This is a genomic window from Nostoc sphaeroides (assembly GCF_003443655.1).
GTDB lineage: Bacteria > Cyanobacteriota > Cyanobacteriia > Cyanobacteriales > Nostocaceae > Nostoc > Nostoc sphaeroides.
On record NZ_CP031941.1, the window covers coordinates 1,029,666 to 1,051,547 of the forward strand.

The window sequence follows — 21,882 nt, forward strand, 5'->3', positions numbered from 1 at the left end:
ATTAACACAGAGGGCAATGTCTACGACAGGCTATTCTGTGATGCCCTTTTTAGCAGAGATCACAAAAACACTATGGCAAAGCGTAAAAAAAGCAATCTCCAGTGGATTAAACAAACCCTTGAACTAAAGCCTGACCATCATTGGGAATCTCCATCAGGCTATAAAATATTTGTAGCGAATCGTGGGGCTGTTCGCTTCAATGTTCCCCAGGATTGGGTTTTTGAGCCACAAGAAAAATCTTTCAAGTTCCTCGATAAAAAACCCCCCAACGATGATTGCTGTCTGGAAGTATCTTTCAATCCTCTGCCACCCAATGATTGGAGCAAGTTTCCGCTAAAATCTACCTTGAAGAAAGTCCTAGAGAACGACAGTCGCAACATCATTGCTAAGGGAGAAATTATTACCGTCAAGCGCCAAACCGCCAAAATTGTCTGGACAGAGATGAAGTTCATTGACACTCAGGAAGAACCACGGGAAGCTTTTTCGCGGACTTGCATTGCTTTGGGGTCGAATATTCAGTGCTTGATTACATTTGATTATTGGGTAGATCAAGCAGAACAACTAATACCCGTTTGGGATGAAGCGATCCGTAGTCTCACGTTAGGATTATATATTCTTGACCCGATGACTGGTTTGGCTTTCCCAGACTGAATCCTTACGAATGATTGCTCAAACTTCCTTGGCAAATATAGCGATTTCCGACCTGGTGAGGTACGTTATCATAGACTTTGCTTATTAACACTTATAATATTTGTAGGTTGGGTTGAGGAACGAAACCCAACATGAACAAAGATAAAATGTTGGGTTTCACTGCCCTACTCCTACGGGGAAGCAAGCTACAATCCAACCTACATTGATAGATTTTATTATCAGTAATTGCGATTTATTAAGCGCCAACTGGGGAAAAACAGGAAATTGGAAAAGTTTGGTAATTGTTTGTATACTTTCGCCAATTACTTATTTGTTTTTTGGATTATTGAATCCAAAAATTGAACTAGGGCTTGCTGGCTCATTATTAGTCAATCTTCTGATTGTTATGGGAACTGTTCTAGTCGGGAGATTTTATTTTCATGAAATTTTGACGGCTACTCATTTGGTCGGGCTATTTTTTGCCTTTGTTGCTATTATTTTATTAAGTACTTAATGCACAGGGTAAGTGCATCTAATGTTGAAACAGTTGGCGCACAAGTAATTCCTCTTGATTGTAAGACTCTCAAGTTTCACAGATATTCAAGTAAAGCCAAACCGAATTACAGTGAAAACTGAACTGTTAAATGATAGCCAATTCGTCAGCATCTGCATTCAAGACAACGGCATCGGCATGAGAGATGATGTCAAACAGAAGATTTTTGAGCATTTGTATACTACAAAAGCTGTTGGTAAGGGAACAGGATTAGGATTAGCGATCGCTCATCAGATTGTAGTCGAAAAACATGGTGGAGTGATCGCTGTCAATTCAACTTTAGGTGGGGGTACTGAGTTTGTGATTACCCTTCCAATCAAAGAGGGATGAGGAAAGAAGGGGACTTGAGTGAGAACTTGCAACGAGTCTTTCTCTTTGTCCTTTTCCCCATGCCCAATCCCTTCATGCTAAATTTAGAGCGGATTGCAGAGAAGATTGATCGAATTCAAGTTAACGACAGCTTGGATAGTATTTTTACAGACTTGATTCGGATGAATTAGTAGCGATCAGGGTAAATACTCACACACGAAAAAGCTAGTATAATAACAGTAAGCCTATTTACGAGAAAAGCGAGTATGCGACAGTCAGCTTCAGACTCTCAACAAAACCTTACTCAAAAAATTGAAAAGTGGAAAGCTGGGCTGGCTGACTTAGGACGACGAAATCCTCTCATCAAGTTTCGGCAAGATAGTCCTCGAATATTAGAAATTCTGACAGAAGAACCAGATTTTCTCTTCCAAAATCTGACAGAAGATAAGAAATCGCTTTATTTTCAAATACTTGATGGCGAAGATCAAGATATTATTCAGTCCAGAAATACCAAGATATTATCAGCACAAAGAAATCCTCTTGAATTAATTACTCGTCAAAGAGGCAGTGAGCAACTGAAACGACTGAATAAATTGCGTCTTGAATCACGACGCTCATTTGAAGAACGAGGGGTAAACAGCCTATTCTTGGCCCTTGGAACGTTGACTTGGTATGACAAGGATAAGGATAAGCCAGAAGATGTTTTGGTATCACCACTAATTTTAGTACCTGTAGAGTTAATTAAAGAACCTAGACGAGATGTTTATAAAATATCTCTATTAGATGAAGATGTTGTATTAAATCCAACGCTGACACAAAAGTTAAAGCAAACTTTTGGGATTGAGCTTCCAGAGGGAGAAGCTATACAAACACTAACTTATGACGAAATTATTGCTGAAATTGAAGAGTTATTAGCAAAACAAAAGACATGGCAAATTAAAGAGAATGTATTTCTCTCGCTGTTCTCTTATGCCAAAGCTGCAATGGTTCGGGATATAATCGAAAATGAAGCTCTAATTTTTGAACACCCAATCTTACAAGCAATTAGTGGTGATTTAACTAATTATCAGTCTAACTATAGAGAACCTCTACCTGCATCTGCTCTAGATTCACAAGTTAAACCTGAACTAATATTTCAAATTCTTGATGCTGACTCTAGCCAGCAAGTCGTGATTGAAGCAGCAAAATCTGGTTCTAGCTTTGTTGTCCAAGGGCCACCAGGAACAGGTAAAAGTCAAACTATTGTAAATATAATTGCTGAACTAGTTGGCAATGGCAAATCAGTTTTATTAGTTGCAGAAAAAGAAACAGCGCTAAGTGTGGTTTATAAGCGTATGGCTGAATGTGGTTTAGACCATATATGTCTTAATCTCCACCATAGTGGAACAACAGATAAGCGGGAGCTTGTAAAGAATTTATCACAAACTATTGAAGATATCAAACAAATTGACGGTGCAGAAAATTATCACGGTTTGTTTGAGCAGCTTGTTTCTAATCGTCAATCGCTAAAATTATATCTGACAAGTTTACACGTTAAAGAACAGCCTTTAGATAAATCACCTTTTGAGATATTTGGTGAGCTTTTGAAAAAAGAACGCGAAGCAGTTCCCAATATTAATGTCATATTTTCCAACTTTAGCCAATGGAATGAGAGTAGATTACACCAGGCGGAAGACTTATTAAATCAATTAGCAAAATTTCTTCCTTTCTTTAAAAGGGAAAAAACAACTATTTGGGAAAAAAGTTCTCTAAATTCTTACTCCTATGAAATGGAATTGCAAATTATACAGAAACTAGAGGAATTTCAGCAAGCAATTTTTTCAGTCCAAAACATTAATCAAGAATTACAAGAGACTCTCCAAGTTCAACCTTTATTGAATTTAGAGTCTTTAGATAAGTGCTATCCAGCCATAGACTACATACGAAAAGCCCCATCCAATCTTCCAGAAAACTGGACTGGAGTAGATATATCAGTTGCTCAGAATGCTTTCACTATTCTGCAAACAGACGTTCAAGAGATTGAAAAAAATAAGCTTTCGCAAGAAGCCGAAAATTTGCTGAGTCGTCTTTCTTCATTTCTTCCATTTTTAAGAGGAGAAAAAACACCAATTTGGGCACAAAGTACTTTAAATTCTTGCTCTGAAATGCTGGAGTTAGAATTAAATAATAAAATTAATAAATTTAAACAAGCAATTTCTTGGATTCAGACAGCTAGCCAACAGATTTCAATTATTTTAAAGATTAAACCTTTATTGAATTTGGAAAATGTAGAAACTTACTTTCCTACTATTCAGCATATATTGAAAGCTCCACCTAATTTACCTGATAACTGGGCTGGAGTAGATATAGCAATTGCTCAGTATGCTTTCAGTATTCTAAAAACAGACATTCAAGAGATTGAAAAAAATAAGCTTTCGCAAGAAGCACAAAATTTGCTGGCTCGGCTTTCTTCATTTCTTCCATTTTTAAGAGGAGAAAAAACAACTATTTGGGCACAAAGTACTTTAAGTTCCTGCTCTGATACGCTGGAATTAGAAATAAATAATAAAATTAATAAATTTAAACAAGCAATTTCTTGGATTCAGACAGCTAGCCAGCAGCTTCAAAGAATTCTTAATATTAAGCCTTTATTGAATCTGGGAGATATCGAAGTTTGCATTCCTGCTCTTAAACATATATTGCAAGCTCCATCTAATTTACCCAATAATTGGACTGAATTAGATATTTCTATGGCTCAAAGTGCCTTCAACAAAATGAAAGCAGATATTAAAATTCTGGGAGACAAGGAGCCACTTTTAAAACAAAAATATCATCCTGAATTATTCTCTTCAGAATTACCTGCTTTAGCTAATAGATATCAGAAATATAGTCGCTTTTGGCTGATTAGAATTTTTAACTCCAGATACAGGCGTGATGTCAAGCTTTTGAAGAAACTAAGTACTAAAAAAGGGCAAGTTTCTCACAACGAATTAAAACGTGATTTGGCGCAAGCGGTTCAAATACAAGCTGCACGGAACGAACTATATCAAAGCAATTACCCAGCACGTCAAGTTTTTGGCTCTTTATTTAACCCGGAGGTTTCTAGTGAAGCAGAGTTAAAAGAAATCGAACAAGCTTTAAATTGGTTGACTGGCTTACAGAAATATTCGCTTCCTACAGATTCAGTCCAGCAGCTTCTAAATTCTCCCTCTGCACGACGCGAATTAGCTGAATTAGTTAAGAGGCTTGAATCCCTTCCTGAAGATATTAGCCAGGGTATGGATTTCTTATTTTCATACTTTAATGAGAATGATGTTATTGGGCAATATCAGCCTCATAACCAAATTTCATTTACCGAACTAGCAACTTTTTTAAACCTAGCTCAATCCGACTTACCCAATTTCCACCAATGGTTGACTTATAAAGAAATCTATAGGCAACTAGAAAGTTTAGGAGTCCAAAATTTCTTAGATGCATTGCGCGATAACAAACCTAATCCTATTGAGTCTGTAAGAAATAAATTACGTCAAATTGAGTACCAGCCTCGTCAGGTTTTTGGAGCTTTATTTAATCCAGAAATCTCTAGTGAAGTAGAGCTAAAAGAAATTGAACAAGCCTTAAATTGGTTGATTGACTTACAGAAGTACTCTCTTCCTGTTGATTCAGTTCAACAACTTCTGAATTCTCCCTCTGGACGGCACGAACTGCTTACATTAGTTAAGAAAATTGAATCCCTTCCTGAAGATATTAGCCAGGGTATAGATTTCTTATTTTTATACTTTAATGAGAATGATATTATTGGTCAATATCGGCCTCATAATCAAATTTTATTTACCGAACTGGCAACTTTTTTAAACATAGCTCAATCCGACTTACCCGACTTCCGCAAATGGTTGACTTATAAAGAAATCTATGGGCAACTAGAAAGGTTAGGAGTTCAAGATTTCTTAGATGCTTTGCGCGATAACAAACCTAATCCTATTGAGTCTGTACAAAATAGGCTACGTCATATTGACTACCAGCCTCGTCAGGTTTTTGGATCTTTATTTAAGCCGGAAGTTTCTAGTGAAGCAGAGTTAAAAGAAATCGAACAAGCTTTAAGTTGGTTGACTGGCTTACAAAAGTATTCGCTTTCTGCTAATTCCGTCCAGTGCATTCTAAATTCCCCTTCTAAACGGCGCGAACTTGCTGAATTAGTTAAGAAATATGAATCAGTCCATCACCGTATTAGGCAAGGATTAGATTTTCTAATATCACACTTTGATGAAAGTGACATCACAGATTCTTACTTACCTCGCAATCAAATTACTTTTGTTGAACTAGAAAGGTTCTTAAACTTGGCTCAATCGGAACTGTCTTATTTTCAAGAATGGCTGACTTATAAAGAAACTTACCAGAAACTCGAAAATCTGGGTAATAATAAGTTTTTAGATGCTTTACGTGAAAATAAAGTTCAACCAGAGCAATGGTTTCCAGTTTTAGAAAAGCGAATTTATCAAATCTGTCTTGATGCTATTCTTGCTAGAAAGCCTGAACTGAAGAATTTTAATCTGGAAGTACACGAGCGGCAAATAAAAGAGTTTTCCAAACTAGATTATAACCAATTAGATACTGCTAGAAAACGTGTAAAACAGCTTCATGTGCAACGCTGGCAAAACTGGGAAAAGACTTCACTTGCTCTAGCTGAATTGCCAAACTTGAAAAGAGAAGCGAATAAGAAAAACCGACATTTGCCTATTCGTAAACTACTCAACGACACACAAAAGGGGATGCCCAATCTTGTCAAAGCCTTAAAGCCTTGCTGGATGATGAGTCCACTTTCTGTTAGTCAATATATAAATCCAGATGTAATTCATTTTGATGTTCTCATCTTTGATGAAGCATCTCAGCTTCGGACTGAGGATGTTGTTCCTTCAATTATCCGTTCTAATCAAGTTATTGTGATTGGCGACGAACAACAGCTTCCTCCCACATCATTCTTTTCAACTGGAGACAGTGAAGAAGATGAGGATGATAAGGAGGATGCAAGCTATGAAAGCGTTTTGAAAGAATGTTCATTTATGTTTGAACACATGCTGAAATGGCACTACCGCAGTCAGGATGAGCGTTTGATTGCTTTCTCCAACCATCATTTTTATGGTGACGAATTAGTTACATTTCCAAACCCAGTTCAAAACCCAGATTTAGGAGTGTGGTTTAAGCACGTTCCTGATGGCGTTTACGATCGCGGTAAACGCAGAGATAATCGACGTGAGGCTGAAGTGGTTGCTCAGTTGGCGTTAGAGCATTTTCAACGATTTCCCGAACAATCCCTTGGCATTATTGCCTTTAGCGAAGCCCAAGGCGAGGCGATTCGGGAGCAAATTGAGATTTTGGGGAAAGATCACCCCAATCTGGAGACATTTTGCAGTGATAACTCACCGCAGTTTTTTCTCAAAGCACTAGAAAACGTTCAAGGTGATGAGCGAGATGCAATCATACTCAGCGTTGGGTATGCTCGTGATGATCAAGGTAAGCTTTCTCTCAACTTTGGCCCCCTAAATCGGCAAGGTGGAGAACGACGGCTCAATGTAGCTGTCACGCGGGCAAAAAGTAAAATTACGCTTGTTTCTTCCATTGTGGCTGGTGACATCGACAAAACACGCGCCCAAAGCAAAGGTGTAAAATTACTGCATGATTATCTGGAATACGCAGCGAGTGGTGGAGAAAGACTGCAAGGCAACTCTTACACAGATAAGCTTCACTTTGACTCGCCATTTGAAGAAGATGTTTACCATACTTTAGTCCAGCAGGGATACACTATCCGCACCCAAGTTGGATGCTCAGGATACCGAATTGACCTTGGTGTAGTCAATAGCGATCGCCCTGGTGAGTTTTTATTAGGGATTGAATGTGATGGTGCATCTTACCATAGTTCACCTACTGCCAGAGATCGCGATCGCCTCAGACAACAGGTGCTTGAAAGGCTAGGCTGGAGAATTCACCGCATTTGGTCAACAGATTGGTTTCGTAACAAACCTGTTCAAGTTCGTCTGTTGATAGAAAAAATTAAACAACTACAACAAAATAAATAGCTAAAAGGTTTGTCTGCCATCGCTTTTCGATAGGTCTTGCTGCGTTCTGCGATTAAACTAAAAAATAAAAATTTTACATCTTTGGTATTGCCATACTTCCAAAGGTGTATATTTACACTCAGTCGGCGTTAAAATATATACTTTATACATAAACTTTAATTATGCCGATTCAATGGCATGGAGTCACTGCAATGTCAATTGATGAAGTTGAAAACCAACAAAATAATGGTCTAGTTCGACCCCCTACAGACTTAGTAGAAAACTTAGTAAAGGCAAAAGACAAGAAAAAATCTAAAAAATCAAAACGGATTTTTGATGGTAGCACAGAAGCTTTTGCCAAGAAAATTCCCAAAAAGACTTTTGAAACTGAACTAGAGCAACTCCAGATTGAGCTAGTCAAAATGCAATACTGGATTAAGCACACTGGTTATCGGGTTGTCGTTATCTTTGAAGGACGCGATGCAGCCGGCAAAGGAGGAGTAATTAAACGCATTGCCGATCCACTCAATCCTCGTGGCTGTCGTGTAGTTGCTCTGGGAACCCCCTCAGATCGCGAGAAAACTCAGTGGTATTTTCAGCGTTACGTGCAACATCTGCCGACAGCAGGCGAAATTGTTCTTTTCGATCGCAGTTGGTACAATCGAGCCGGAGTTGAACGGGTGATGGGTTTTTGTACCGAAGCTGAATATCAGGAATTTATGCAATCTTGCCCGGAATTTGAACGAATGCTGGTGCGATCGGGCATTGTTTTAATCAAGTACTGGTTCTCCGTCAGTGATGAAGAACAAGAGAAACGCTTTCTTTCTCGCAGTCACGATCCCGCAAGGCGCTGGAAACTCAGCCCAATGGATTTGGAATCACGCGATCGCTGGGTAGAATTTTCCAAAGCAAAAGATACCATGTTTGCTTACACAAATATTCCAGAAGCCCCCTGGTTTACAATTGAAGCAGATGATAAAAAACGGGCGCGGCTCAACTGCATTCATCATTTGTTGAGCAAAGTTCCTTACGAAGATATTACACCTCCTCCCTTAGAACTTCCGTCTAGACCGGTAGCTGAAGATTATGTTCGCGCCCCCCGCAATGAGCAGTTCTTTGTCCCTCAAGTGTATTAAGCATCCTGAGGCAAAACTATGGCGTACAGCGACTTTACTCTAGAAAAAGTTTCGGCTGTTTTGGGAATCACCACCCAAGAAGCCAATCTATTTCCCAAGCTTGTACCTCTTTCTATTCCTTCGTGGTTAAATGAAACTTTAGGAAAGCGAACCCAATTAGCTTTAATTAGTGAAAAGGCTCGAAGCGAATTTATTATTGTACCGATTTTACTAGCTTGTCGGGATCTGAGCCAAAATAGCTTGGCTATTTTCTCTGGACAAAGACTTGACGTTGATCCTGCACAAGGCTTGATTGGGGAATGTGATTTTATTTTAGCAATGGCTCCACCTTTACCACCGTTGCGTAGCCCAATTATCACTGTTGTAGAAGCGAAGAAAAATGATGTTGAAGCTGGGTTAGGACAGTGCATCGCGCAAATGGTGGCGGCAGATTTATTCAATCGTTCATCTGGACAAGCAGAAATACCCGTGTATGGATGCGTGACAACAGGGGAAGTATGGCAGTTTATTCAACTTTCCCAAAAAGTGGCTTTGCTTGATAAGCAAAGATATTACTTGGATAACGTAGGAGCTATTTTGGCAATTGTACAGACAATTGTTCAAAAATTCAGTAGTTAATTTGTGTAATATTTTGTTCTAGCAAGTCGATAAATCTACTTTTGAGTTGGAGCGATCGCACAACAGTCCGTCATAGCGATCGCTACAAGGGACTAGTTCTTGTGAATTTTACACACTATTCCTAAATATACAGTGACTTTTTGTAAAGTTTGGGCAAATCATAAACTACGCTCTAATTGTGTTAGCAGTACAGGTATATCATCTATTCGCTCGTTGGTAATGGTAGGTTCTGTATGCATAAACCCGAACATATACCTACTCTGTACTTTTGGATATATGTCGTTGGATATACTTTTTCATGCTTGTTTTCTCTAACTCATAAAAAAATGGGCGAACCGGGAGTCACTAATTTGAAATTTGCTGTCGGCGATACCTACGGCTGGCTACGCCTACGCATTTGTTATTTTAAACGCTTATCTTCTTAAACTACGAGGATCAAGGGCATCTCTGAGCCCATCACCAAGTAAGTTGAATGCTAGCACTGTGAGGATAATCAGCACAGCAGGCGGCCAGATTAACCAAGGTTGCAGGACTAAAATTGAAGCATTGCTAGCCAGAGAAAGCATATTTCCCCAAGAGGGGTCTGGTTGTTGAATTCCCAAGCCGATGAGACTCAGTATTGCTTCTGCACCAATAAAGCTGGGAACTGCAAGAGTAGCAGAGATAATTACATAACTAGCCGTTTGCGGCAAAACGTGGCGGACAATGATATAAAGTGGGTTTCCGCCCATTGCGCGTGACGCTTGGACAAATTCTCGCTCTTTGATTGATAGTACCTGTCCCCGAATAACTCGTGCTAAACCAGCCCAGCTAATAACCGAAGTAATCACCACAATTAACAAAAAGCGCTGGGTACTGCTTAAACCAGGTGGTAAGACTGCCCCCAAAGTCACCAAAAGATAAATACTAGGGAAAGTCATTAGCACTTCTGCCAAGCGCATAATGACGCTATCAGTCACACCGCCCAAATAGCCGGAAATTCCCCCGATGATTAAACCGAGGGGATAGGTAATGATAATGCCAAAAATCCCGATAAACATACTGATGCGACCGCCATGCAGTAAGCGACTGAATTGGTCGCGGCTTTGGTCATCAGTGCCCAAGATATTGAATTTTGCCCCAGTTGTTGTGCCAAATAAATGCCAATTTAAGGGAATACCACCAAAGATTGTGACTTCATCCCACTTCGGCGGTAGTGGCAAACTCATCTGCAACAATCTGTATTCTGGCCCGGAGACAAATATACGTAGGGGTGATGGCTTTGTCAAGTCTACAATGAGTTGGCGATCGCCTGTTTCTAAATTCGTGTCACCCTGAGTCGTCGGGTAAATATACGGCCCGATAAACTGCCCTGATTTAGAAACCCAATGTATCTTAGTTGGTGGCAGCAGTGAACCATTGGGCTGTGAAGCATAGGGGTCATAAGGAGCCACGAAATCTGCTGCAATTACTGCTATGTAGAAAATTAACAGCAAAATTGCCCCAAATCGTGCCAAAGGATTTTTCTTCAGTCGTCGCCACCAATCCATAGTAGTTAGGAGTTATAAGTTAGGAGTTATGAGTTATTAAGCTTTTATCTTAATTCATAACTCATGTACAGACGCGATTAATCGCCTCTCTCCCCACTCATGTACAGACGCGATTAATCGCGTCTCTCTAATTCCCAACTCCTAACTTTTCTAAATAGCGCTGCTGTTCTTCCTGTTGTTTTTCATGTTCCACAACAAACACGTTTGAGTAGAGATTAGCCAGAATTTGTTTTCCCTGTTGTGTCAGTGATAGATAATGTAGCCCCTCTTGAATATAGGGATAGACGCCATTCCAGTAAAACTTAGCGTAATTATTACGTAAATCAGCAGGGGTTTTATAGCCCAAAACTTTATTTACACCAGTTTCTTCAAACTCGTAAAATAAAGAAGTAATTTTCTTTAGGTAACGCGGGTCGCTTAGTTGACCAATCAAATCAGCAGCACGGACTAATCCTGCAAAACACCTTGTATCTTGATGATCTTCTGCCGCAGGCACGGGAAATCGAGTCAGTTCAATATTGCTCTTAATTGCCTCAGCATCGATTAACTTGTGACCTCCAAAACGCTCATCAATAAAAAGCTTGGCTCTATCAACATGATACGGCGTCAAACTAGCATCAGAAGCCCCAGGAGCTACAGAAATCATTTTGCCATTTTTACCTGTGGCATATAAGTTTGTTGTCTCTCGGTCTTGTCGGCAAACTCCCTTAACGTAGCCAATATCATGAGACACCAAAGAAATGATACAATGCAACCAGTCTTCACTAGAAACACCACCTTCTCTAATGTGTTTGCCACGTAAGATTTCTTGCCCCACTAGGGTGACAAGGACTGTGTGTTCAACATTGTGATAAAGAGCGTCGCTATTGGCAATGTTTTCCAAAGCCATGTTACCAGCCCAGGCGATAATGTCCTGATAATCATTTTTGAAGCAGCCGTAGGTGCGACGGTAGCCTTCTCGAATTTCATTTACAAAGGCATCAATTAAAATTTCAGTGGCATTGAACATATCTGGTTACTCTGGTAAATACTAATTATTTATTGATTTGATTTCAAAATTCCATAATCAGGGCTATCCTTGCTGGAATTTCGCCTCATTTCCATTCCTCTCTCCTCGCAGGGGAGGGAGGCTGGGCTGGGCTATTTCATTCTCATATAGCCCGCCTCAGAATGAATTCTGAGTCTAATAGCGAAAGTCATCTAAAGATGACTGAGACTCATGTTCTAGTCCGTTTTAACAGACTTTACCTAAAAGCCAAAGAACTTTAGTTCTGAGCGGTTTATCTATAGAATAAAATAGCCCTAGAGGCTGGGTAAGAGAGATTCGTCAAATTCATGTGAATTTAGGACAATACATTTTGCTCCTTTGTAACTCACGTATAGCTGTGGACGCTAGCTTGTCCTATGCCTAAATTGCGTGTTAGAGAATGGTTTCCTGATGACACAAAGGTTTCAGAGAAATTATCGATAACGTACAAAAATATTTATTTGATATAAGTTTATACTATGGGTATTGGGTTGGGAACGATTGCTGGAATATGCCAGCCTAGTAACTGTTTCATCCATATAAGTAGGTTGGCGCAAAAAAATCAAACTATGTAAAGATAAATAAATACGGATAAGATATCTACCGAGGTGACCAAAAATATGGGCGCTCGTCTAAGGGTATTTCTAACACCGGAACAAAACAAAACCCTCTTAAATCTAAGGACTGCTGATGTACCACAGAAAGGGGAGCAATGGGAGGGATTTTGTGAGGTCGGCCAAAAAAGGTGGGATTACTTATCAGCCATAGATTATAAACTGTAGCTTAAAAGCGACAAAGTTTCAACCCCTAGTTGATTCTTGCAGAGGTCAACACCTTGTAGCGTCAATCTCACCAATTACTTGCTCCAAACTGTCGGTGAGATAATTTTGGCTGATTGATCATCCACACTCTTCATACTGAGGCATGATTTCTGCCTTTACGCTTTTGCTCACTTTTATCTAACTTCTGAAAAAATGGGCGAACCGGGAGTAATTAAGTGTATTGACTGTGTTTTCAATCATGCGATCGCACCATTTAATCTAAAAAATCGTCATTTTAAATAGTCTTTTGTTTTACAGTTTTTCTTTAAGCAAAATGCTTTTCAAATCTAAAAACCAGACTCCATAAGAGTTATACTATCTAAAGCCTAAAAACAGATTGTCCCTACATAACTCTGCAACTTGCATTTAGGCTAGAAATAGGCTCTTTTTTCTCTCACCGCTAAAAAACCTTGCATTATACGATGTTGAAGAGCATTGGCGCGTAGCCCGCCGGAGGCATCGCTAGGTTCGGAGTAATCCCAAGAGTGCATTTGACGGAAAGGAAGACCCATCTTTTGGAAGACGTACTTCTCTTTCACACCAGAAGCTACCAAATCAGGCTTCAGCGCTTTGATAAATTCCTCGAATTCGTAAGCGGTAACGTCGTCATAAACGATGGTGCCGTTTTCGATGTAGTGAGTGGTACGTTTGTAATCGTCATTATGAGCGAACTCATAACCTGTACCAATCATCTTCATGCCCAAGTCTTGGAAAGCTGGGACAACGTGGCGAGGACGTAGACCACCAACCATGATGGCAACGGTCTTACCATCCAAACGGGGGCGATACTTAGCAATTACCGCATCCATTGTGGGCTGATACTTGGCGATAACTTTCTCAGCGTTTGCTTGGATTGTTTCGTCAAACTTGGAAGCGATTTCCCGTAAAGATTCAGCAATCTTGGTGGGGCCGAAGAAGTTGTATTCTAACCAGGGAAGTAAGAAAATAGAATGCTAAAATACTTTTGATAAAACAATTATTACTGCTCTTTAATTTCTCTATCTTACTTATGTCTTAAGCTAGACTATCTCAATCTATAAATGTCAGTTAAAACAGAAAAATAGGTTAAAAAATTAGTTTAAATATGGCTTAGTTTACTCAATAAATTAATCATTTAATGCCCATAATGCGAAACCGCTATTAATGCTACAAAATAGATTTTATGATAATAAATATAACACCTTGGTTTGGAAATATTGTATAAATTATAAAATACCTAAATAAGTCAGAGTAATAATGAGAAAACTTAACCCAGATGTCCTGTGTGATAGACACGCAGATTCACGATTGATACTTGTGATTAAGGAATGGTTGGAACTAACCACAAAACATCCTGAGTCAAGGAATAGGTGGTTAACTATCACAGATATTCGCAGATGCTTTGAAATAGAAACCAAGCTGTACTGCTACAAAGGCACTCTAGCGGGAACACTCATAAAACTTGGCTATGTACATAAAGTACGTGATGATGGACACACTCTATTTAGGGACTTCCAAGTAAAAAAATATTCCATTGCTATTGTTCACTGTTGACCGTTGACGGTTCACGAGTTTTTAGTCAACAGTCAACAGTCAACGACTTGAATGTGGCATAATTTATTTTTTGGAGTTCCCTTAGTATCGCTAGAGTTGCCCCATTTAACTGGAAACTAAATTTACTTGACCAAAACAACAAGAGCAACAGAAGTAAACAACCAAGCGATTATGTAGAAGCCTACAATCCACCTATTTACAATGACTTGACTAACTCAGGTACTAAAACCTGGCAAGACTTTTGTGATAGTGGTAAGCAAGGCTGTATTGACTTCAAATGCATCCATACCTACGAAGTAGGTAATTCGGGGTTATTTATAGACAAAAAACTGAGTAATTCCCAAAAGTAAATTTGTTTATTTTGTATCCACAGCTTACTTGACAGGACTTTTTGAGTGGAAACAGGATCTAAATCGGGATGAGTACAAAAAAGAGAGTCAAGGTTGAACTTTTGACTCTCTTTCAGCTTAGATATCTATTTTTGTTAACTCAACACCTCGGCTATTTGATATTTAGCTAAAGTTTCCCTTAACTGTTTTATCTCAGCCTTTAACTGTTCATTCTCCTCCTTCAAAGCCTCCACATTATCCTTTTTATCTACAGCCAGCTTAATTACCTTTTTCCGATTTTCTAAACTAAACCACTTTTGATAAATTTCTGTATGAATCTCTACAGAATGCCCCAGATTATCAGCCGCAGCCTTAATTGGTACTCCCATAATATGCGCTCGGATTGCCCACGCATGACGCAAATCATAAGGTGTAAAGGGAATATCTACACGTCTAAACCAAGATGAACAATTCACCCTAATCGTGTTGATATCCGTAAAACTGGTTTTACCAGAAACCTGAATATTCAAAAGTTCCAAGCATTCTAAATTCTTTAAATCAAACAAATCCACCCATTCAGGATGTAGCGGCAAAGCTTCCCGATAACCAGTTTTAGTATCAGGATGTACTTTCCAAGTATTATCTTTATTTTCAGGATTAAACCACCAACTAATCTCAGGATTTACAAATAACTCTCTTGGGCGTAAACCATAAGTAGCTAGCATTCCATACACCCATTGCCACATCTTCCAACTTTGCAAACAATCCTTTTTAATTGTTGATCGTCTAGATAATGCGTATTTTTCAAACAATTGATAATATTTAACTACATCCTCATCACTAGGAATATCTCTATGTTGACTTTTTGGTTGTGTATTTTTGATTCCTTCCAGAGTAAAGCTAGTTAGGTTTAGCGTTGATTTTAATACCTTCAAACTTTTAATAGCACTGTATCTTGCATACTCATTATTTAACTCGGCAATTTTTTTATCTATCGCTACCTGAGTTAAAATAGTATCTATCCCTACAAGCCTTTTTAGATAACTGGTGTAATAAGAAAAGGTATGCTTACTTTTTTCTGTCAGCTTATGAGTTTTAAAATATTCAGTTTCAAACTCTTCTAATATCTCACCGATAGTCTTAGGCTGAGAATCTACCTTATTAGCCGTTTTACCCAAATATTTATCAGTCCATTCAAACTGCTTACGGGCTATCAGTTTACCTAATTCCTGTGCCTCTTCTTCAGCCGTCTTCAGCCCATCTAAATTGGCGGGGATATTCAGGGAAATCTTATATTGCTTGCTTCTAGTTCCCTTAAGATCAGTATCTTCAGGCTTCAAAGGGAGAGATGCCTGTAACTGGATAGTTCCCCCTACCACCACAAGTCCAACTTTAACTTTACCTGCCTTTAACCGAGATTTGACATCTACCAAATCATTCTCAAATTTCTGTTCCAGGTGATACCGAGTAGCTTTCATTTGTATCTGCGTTCCTAAATAGCTGCCATCGGTAGATGCTGGCGGCGTGAAATCGCCGAAACTTTCTTGTAACTCTTTTTCTAACATTGTCTTAAATCTAGATTAAAATTTAGTCCATTAAGAACAATGATCGAATTGAACAAAGTTAGACTGGGACTAAATTATGGTAGATTTAAGTCACATTATCATAGTTTAGACAGGGAATACCATAAGCTTCTTCCATGTGACGGCTGATGTAGTTCATCGACCGGTAGCAGTGGATGAGGTTCATCTTCACATTGGGGGTCATCAACATTTCGTTGATGGTGCCATCACCTGACCACTGAGCGACTACGCGCAAGCCGATTTCTTCTAACAGGATGCGGCTAGCCCAAGCATCTCCACCGATGTTGTAGTCACCAATGATGGCTACATCATAAGGAGTACCTTCAAACTGAAGTGTACCGTCTTTTTTCGCTTGGTCTGCTCTGGTGAAAACCCAGTCACGAACCATGTCGTTAGCAATGTGGTGTCCCAAAGATTGGGAAACACCCCGGAAGCCTTCGCAACGCACAGGTACAACTGGCTTGCCGATTTCTTTCGATGTCTTCCGAGCAACTGCTTCGATGTCATCCCCAATTAGACCGATGGGGCATTCAGATTGAATGGAAACACCACGGTTGAGGGGGAAAAGTACATCAAGTTCTTGGATCAGCTTAACAAGTTTCTTGTCACCACCGAACACGATATCTCTTTCTTGGAAGTCAGAGGTGAAGTGCATGGTACCAAAGGTATCAATACCTGTGGTGCCGATGTAGTAGTTACGACGACCAGACCAAGACCAGTAACCGCAACCTACAGGCCCGTGGCTGATGTGGATCATGTCCTTAATAGGACCCCAAACCACACCTTTAGAACCGGCGTAAGCACAACCACGAGCGGTCATTACCCCAGGAAGGGATTTGATGTTAGACTTAACGCCGCAATCGGACTTACCTTCTTCGTATACACTTAAGTGCTTTTCCCGTTTTTTCTTAGCTTTATCGGGGTAAGCGTCTAGAACTTCTTTAATTAGTTCTTTTCTTTCTTCGATGATGTTTTGATTTTCTGGAGGTGTCATATTTAGCCTCTGTGACTCGTAAGGATCGGGACATAGGGGGACTAGGAGTCCCCTCTAAGGTTAGGGGGAGATTAGAGGGAAAGGTAAAAGGTCAAAGGTCAAATTTGAGATTCTTCCTTTTTCCTTTTTCCTTGTGCTAAAGCGTTATTTCTTAGCAGCGACTTATGATACAGGAGCTTCAGCAGCAGTCTTACCAACTAACTTGGCAGCATTTTCGTCGCTTTCGAGAATACCGAATTCAATCAACAATTCTTCTAGTTCTTCCATTTCGATGGGTGTAGGAATAGCTAGATTTTTGTTGTCGATAATTTTTTGAGCCAAAATCCGATATTCGTTAGCTTGGTTGCTTTCGGGTGCGTACTCGTTAACAGTCATCCGGCGCAATTCTGCGTGTTGAACAATGTTGTCACGGGGTACGTAGTGAATCATTTGGGTGTTCAACCGTTTTGCCAAGGTTTCGATCAATTCGATTTCTCGGTCTGTGTTACGGCTGTTACAAATCAAACCACCCAAGCGCACGCCACCGGTGTGAGCATACTTAAGAACACCACGAGCGATGTTGTTAGCTGCATACATCGCCATCATTTCACCTGATGTAACGATGTAGATTTCTTGTGCCTTACCTTCGCGGATTGGCATTGCGAAACCACCACACACAACGTCACCTAATACGTCGTAAGATACGAAGTCTAGGTCTTGGTAAGCACCATTTTCTTCTAAGAAGTTGATGGCGGTGATAATACCACGACCGGCGCAACCTACACCGGGTTCTGGCCCACCAGATTCTACGCAACGAACGTTACGGAAACCGGTTAACATTACTTCTTCGATTTCGATATCTTCTACTGCACCACGTTCTGCGGCGAGGTGAAGAACGGTTGTTTGAGCTTTGCTGTGCAGCATCAAACGGGTGGAGTCAGCTTTAGGGTCGCAACCGACGATGAGGATGCGTTGACCCATTTCTGCCATAGCTGCCAAGGTATTTTGAGAGGTGGTAGATTTACCGATACCGCCTTTACCGTAGAAAGCTATCTGTCTTATGTTTTCGTCTGTCATTGTTCCTGTTTCCCTGCAATTGGTTGGTTGGTGGGTCTGTGCGTTTGTCAGTTGCGTTCACGCCAGTTGAGCGACAGTAGTGAGCGCGTGTAGAGCATCGTTGGTAGCGTTGGCATAAATGCCTGCTGGGGGCGATCGCTCCACAGCCCAAGTTATTGAAAGTAAGTACATTGATCGTCCTCGTTAAAATTTTTTTCTTTTTGTTATTTGTCCTTTGTTCTTTGCCATTTTTTTGACAAAGAACAAAGAAAATTACGCAATTTACAAATACGTCATAATGTGTTTCAGCTTGCAAGATTCGATAGGACTTGATGTTGCTATTTGTCAACAATCAATGCATAAGTCCTACTTACTTGTTCAAAATAGCGCCCTTCATATTTGTGACGCGATCTAGTGCAGCTTTGGTATTTTCTGCTGACACTCCACGCACAGCCATTGCTTCACCGAGATGCTTGGCGATCGCATCGAAGTGTGGTTGCTGTAGATTCAATCCTGCGTGGGTTTTGTCCATTGGACGACCGCCGTATTGCTTTGGCCCCTCAAATATTTGAGCTAAGAAAGCAACTAGATGATTGCGTTGCTTCGCCATGTCTGTACCAGCAAAAACGGGAGCGAGGAGGCTGTCTGTAGCAATGCGTTTGTGGAGTTCATCTACTACTTGTTCAATAGCCGGTTGTCCACCAATGTTGTCGTACAATGTGCTCATACTTGTCTCCTTTGAAGCGAGTTGGATGATGAAATTTGCAAGTAGGCGCTTAATCTTTTTGCCTATATGCTGTTAGCCGTCATAGTGGTAGGAGTACCAATTCGTAATTCGTAATGACGCTCCTGCGTCGCTAACGCTGCGCTAACGTAATTCGTAATTAAGAGAGAATTGGTATGAAGCATTGATGTGGAGACAATTATATGATTCAAATCCTACTTTCTGTTCCTGGCTGAATGCATATTAGGGCGTATTTGTAGAATACGTTAAGTCCTACAGCAATTCCTAAACTGCTTCGACTACAAGGCTCTTGCTGACACGATCTTGTAATCTGGCTTCGATCGCAATTTTCAGAGTTGCTGTACTACTAGAACAGGAACCACAAGCACCTTGCAGCACAACTTTAACGCGATCGCCTTCTACATCATAGAGTTCTACGTCTCCCCCGTCTGCAATCAGTACGGGTCTGACTTCTTCATCAAGAACTTTTTGAATTAGAGCAATCTTTTGCACGTTTGTTAGCGCTCGTTGCTTAGATGTAACAATTTCTGTGGCAACTTGTACGCCGTAATTGTTGAGAGCAGGTGAGGCGTATTCCTGTTGAACTGATCTAATAATATCATCAATGTTCGCCAGACAGGAACCGCATCCGCCACCAGCTTTTACATAATTTGTTACTTGCTCGGCATCCGTGAGATGATTTTCTAGAATCACGCGACGAATCTTAGATTCGCTGATGCCAAAGCAACTGCAAACTAATGCACCTTCATCATCATCATCGTGGGTAGCTAGAGGTATGCCACGATAATTATAGATAGCGGCTTCTAGCGCTTCTTGTCCCATCACAGAGCAATGCATCTTTGCTTCTGGTAAACCACCCAGGTAATCTGCAATGTCTTTATTGGACACTTTCAAAGCTTCATCTAAAGTTAAACCTTTGACCATTTCGGTTAATGCACTAGAAGATGCGATCGCACTAGTACAACCAAAGGTTTGAAAGCGAGCATCTAGAATCTTATCAGATTCTACTTCCACTTTCAGGTGCAATCTCAGAGCATCGCCGCAAGCAATGCTGCCGATTTCACCCGTTGCAACCTTAACTCCAGCTTCGCCCGTTTCTTCAATTTCTCCCTGATTCTTGGGATCGTAAAACAGTTCTAATACTTTATCGGTGTAGTCCCACATAATTTTTATTAGTTAAGAGTGATGAGTTAAGAGTGATGAGTTATGAGCAAGAGTGATGAGTTATGAGCAAGAGTGATGAGTTATGAGTGAGGAGTGATGAGTTATGAAATCATTAATAGTCAGCCAAAGCTACTTCTTAACTTTTAACTTCTAACTTCTAACTTCTAACTCCTAACTCCTAACTCCTAACTCCTAACTCCTAACTCCTAACTCCTAACTCCCAGCAGTGCTTGTTCTTGTCCTTGCAACCAACCTGCATCATCATTTTTGAAGGGTGAGAGGGCGCGTAAACGTTCTACAATACTGGGCATTACCTCTATGACTTGATCGATTTCGGCTTCTGTGGTGTAGCGACAAAGACTGAAGCGGATAGAACCGTGCAAAGTTGTATAGGGTAAGCCCATTGCCCGCAGGACGTGGGAAGGTTCCAGAGAACCGGAGGTACAAGCAGAACCGGATGATGCACAGATACCGTATTTGTTCAATAACAGTAGAATTGCTTCACCTTCGATGTACTTGAAGCCGATATTGGTTGTGTTTGGCAATCTCTGCGTAACGTCACCGTTAACGACACAATCGGGAATTTTAGCGAGTAAAGTTTGTTCGAGGCGATCGCGCAGTTTTCTTTCTCTTGCAGTCGCTTCTTCTAAGTGTAACAGTTCTAGTTCCGCAGCTTTGCCCAAGGCAATAATTCCTGGAACATTCTCTGTTCCCGCTCTCCGTCCGCGTTCTTGGTGTCCCCCAATCATGAAGGGACGGAACCGAACCCCGCGCCGGATATATAAAGCACCAATTCCTTTTGGCCCGTGTAGCTTGTGACCAGACAGGGTTAACATATCCACGGTGCTAGTCTTCATATTCAAGGGGATTTTTCCCACTGCTTGCACCGCATCTACATGAAAGATAGCGCCATACTCTTTGACGCGCAACCCAATTTGCTCAATCGGGAAAACCGTGCCGGTTTCATTATTTGCATACATAATTGTCACCAAGGCGGTGTTACCCGTCAAGGAAGCTTCAAGTTCATCTAGATCCAGCTGTCCTTGATGATTTACTGATAGATAGGTAACAGTGTAACCTTGGGTTTCTAATTGTTTGCAGACATTGAGTACTGCTGGATGTTCAACTTGAGTAGTGACGATGTGTCGCTTTTCTGGTTGCGCTAACAGTGCGGCTCGAATCGCCGCGTTATCTCCCTCAGTTCCACAACTTGTGTAGACAATTTCTGACTCATCGGCTCCCAGGATAGCTGCAAGTTGTTCTCTTGCTGTTCTCACTGCTTTACCAACTTGCCCACCAAAGGTATGCATACTGGAGGGGTTGCCATAATAATCTGTCAGGTAAGGCAACATTACCTCTATAACTTCTGGGTCTACCTTAGTGGTGGCATTATTATCGAGATAGATGCAGTTATTTTGCATTGTTGTCTTCAATTAAGAATTACGAATTATTTAAGCTTCTGCTGCCATTTTTTGGGGTTGACGCTTTTGCAACTGCTCAGAGTATTTCTGGGAATAGCAGTTAAACCAACGTTCCCAGTAATCTTGTTTATTTGTTAATTTAGCGACTACACGGTTGTAATTAGCAAACCAGCCTTCCCAGTAATCGCTAGGCTGCTTAACGCAACCGTCGCAGGTGGGACAACCAGCTTTACACTGGGGCACGGTATGAATGCTACCAACACAGTTTGTACAAAGTTCAGGGTCAATCCAGTGCTGTCCGTCAATCACTTTAACTGCATTTGTGGGACATACCGTTAGACAGAGATTGCAGGAAATACACTGGCTAGTAAGAATTTTGTAAGCCATGATTATTCTCCTTTTGGGCGTGGGGAGTGGGGAGTG

Annotated in this window: 16 protein-coding genes and 2 pseudogenes; 8 read left to right on the top strand and 10 right to left on the bottom strand. The window is 40.5% G+C overall.

Annotated elements, in window-relative coordinates; genetic code table 11:
* Window positions 1–72 precede the first annotated feature (72 nt).
* From D1367_RS04820 to D1367_RS04845, 7 genes are all read left to right on the top strand, one after another.
* Window positions 73–651 (top strand): hypothetical protein, encoded by a 579-nt coding sequence (locus D1367_RS04820; protein ID WP_118163779.1) that lies wholly within the window; start codon window positions 73–75, stop codon window positions 649–651.
* Between the two features lie 202 nt (window positions 652–853).
* The gene (locus tag D1367_RS04825; protein WP_118163784.1) at window positions 854–1,144 is read left to right on the top strand and encodes a hypothetical protein; all 291 of its coding nucleotides are present in this window, start codon (window positions 854–856) and stop codon (window positions 1,142–1,144) included.
* Window positions 1,145–1,255: 111 nt separating this feature from the next.
* Window positions 1,256–1,513: a sensor histidine kinase gene (locus D1367_RS04830; RefSeq protein ID WP_267313648.1), complete on the top strand. Its 258-nt coding sequence runs from the start codon at window positions 1,256–1,258 to the stop codon at window positions 1,511–1,513.
* Window positions 1,510–1,683 carry a hypothetical protein gene (locus D1367_RS30450; RefSeq protein ID WP_181985232.1) on the top strand — a complete coding sequence of 58 codons (174 nt, stop codon included), beginning with the start codon at window positions 1,510–1,512 and terminating at the stop codon, window positions 1,681–1,683. Before D1367_RS04830 ends, D1367_RS30450 begins: the two co-directional genes overlap by 4 nt.
* Window positions 1,684–1,758: 75 nt before the next feature.
* Complete coding sequence (locus tag D1367_RS04835) at window positions 1,759–7,545, top strand: DUF4011 domain-containing protein (RefSeq protein WP_118163791.1); 5,787 nt, start codon at window positions 1,759–1,761, stop codon at window positions 7,543–7,545.
* A gap of 191 nt (window positions 7,546–7,736) precedes the next feature.
* Entirely contained in the window at window positions 7,737–8,660 is a 924-nt protein-coding gene (ppk2, locus tag D1367_RS04840; protein WP_118163796.1) for a polyphosphate kinase 2, read from the top strand.
* A gap of 18 nt (window positions 8,661–8,678) precedes the next feature.
* Window positions 8,679–9,278 (top strand): hypothetical protein, encoded by a 600-nt coding sequence (locus tag D1367_RS04845; protein WP_118163799.1) that lies wholly within the window; start codon window positions 8,679–8,681, stop codon window positions 9,276–9,278.
* 413 nt (window positions 9,279–9,691) lie between these two features.
* On the opposite strand, the gene D1367_RS04850 is transcribed toward D1367_RS04845, so the two are convergent.
* The 3 genes and pseudogenes from D1367_RS04850 to D1367_RS04860 all read right to left on the bottom strand — a co-directional run.
* Window positions 9,692–10,807: an ABC transporter permease gene (locus D1367_RS04850; RefSeq protein ID WP_118163804.1), complete on the bottom strand. Its 1,116-nt coding sequence runs from the start codon at window positions 10,805–10,807 to the stop codon at window positions 9,692–9,694.
* A gap of 127 nt (window positions 10,808–10,934) precedes the next feature.
* Entirely contained in the window at window positions 10,935–11,816 is an 882-nt protein-coding gene (locus D1367_RS04855) for an Npun_R2479 family HD domain-containing metalloprotein (protein ID WP_118163807.1), read from the bottom strand.
* A gap of 1,205 nt (window positions 11,817–13,021) precedes the next feature.
* Window positions 13,022–13,593 (bottom strand): annotated as a pseudogene (locus D1367_RS04860) (nitrogenase component 1); the annotation flags it as partial.
* 298 nt (window positions 13,594–13,891) lie between these two features.
* On the opposite strand from D1367_RS04860, the gene D1367_RS30455 reads away from it, so the two are divergent.
* Window positions 13,892–14,188: a hypothetical protein gene (locus D1367_RS30455; protein WP_118163810.1), complete on the top strand. Its 297-nt coding sequence runs from the start codon at window positions 13,892–13,894 to the stop codon at window positions 14,186–14,188.
* 484 nt (window positions 14,189–14,672) lie between these two features.
* On the opposite strand, the gene D1367_RS04870 is transcribed toward D1367_RS30455, so the two are convergent.
* From D1367_RS04870 to D1367_RS04900, 7 genes and pseudogenes are all read right to left on the bottom strand, one after another.
* Window positions 14,673–16,082 carry a site-specific integrase gene (locus D1367_RS04870; protein ID WP_118163814.1) on the bottom strand — a complete coding sequence of 470 codons (1,410 nt, stop codon included), beginning with the start codon at window positions 16,080–16,082 and terminating at the stop codon, window positions 14,673–14,675.
* Between the two features lie 97 nt (window positions 16,083–16,179).
* Window positions 16,180–17,094 (bottom strand): annotated as a pseudogene (locus D1367_RS04875) (nitrogenase component 1); the annotation flags it as partial.
* A gap of 162 nt (window positions 17,095–17,256) precedes the next feature.
* Window positions 17,257–18,150: a nitrogenase iron protein gene (gene nifH, locus D1367_RS04880; RefSeq protein ID WP_118163822.1), complete on the bottom strand. Its 894-nt coding sequence runs from the start codon at window positions 18,148–18,150 to the stop codon at window positions 17,257–17,259.
* A 349-nt stretch (window positions 18,151–18,499) separates the two neighbouring features.
* Window positions 18,500–18,856 (bottom strand): globin domain-containing protein, encoded by a 357-nt coding sequence (locus D1367_RS04885; protein ID WP_118163828.1) that lies wholly within the window; start codon window positions 18,854–18,856, stop codon window positions 18,500–18,502.
* A 282-nt stretch (window positions 18,857–19,138) separates the two neighbouring features.
* Window positions 19,139–20,038: a Fe-S cluster assembly protein NifU gene (gene nifU / locus D1367_RS04890; protein ID WP_118163832.1), complete on the bottom strand. Its 900-nt coding sequence runs from the start codon at window positions 20,036–20,038 to the stop codon at window positions 19,139–19,141.
* A 206-nt stretch (window positions 20,039–20,244) separates the two neighbouring features.
* The gene (gene nifS, locus D1367_RS04895; RefSeq protein ID WP_118163836.1) at window positions 20,245–21,459 is read right to left on the bottom strand and encodes a cysteine desulfurase NifS; all 1,215 of its coding nucleotides are present in this window, start codon (window positions 21,457–21,459) and stop codon (window positions 20,245–20,247) included.
* A 30-nt stretch (window positions 21,460–21,489) separates the two neighbouring features.
* Complete coding sequence (locus tag D1367_RS04900; RefSeq protein WP_118163840.1) at window positions 21,490–21,846, bottom strand: 4Fe-4S binding protein; 357 nt, start codon at window positions 21,844–21,846, stop codon at window positions 21,490–21,492.
* Between the last annotated feature and the right edge of the window lie 36 nt (window positions 21,847–21,882).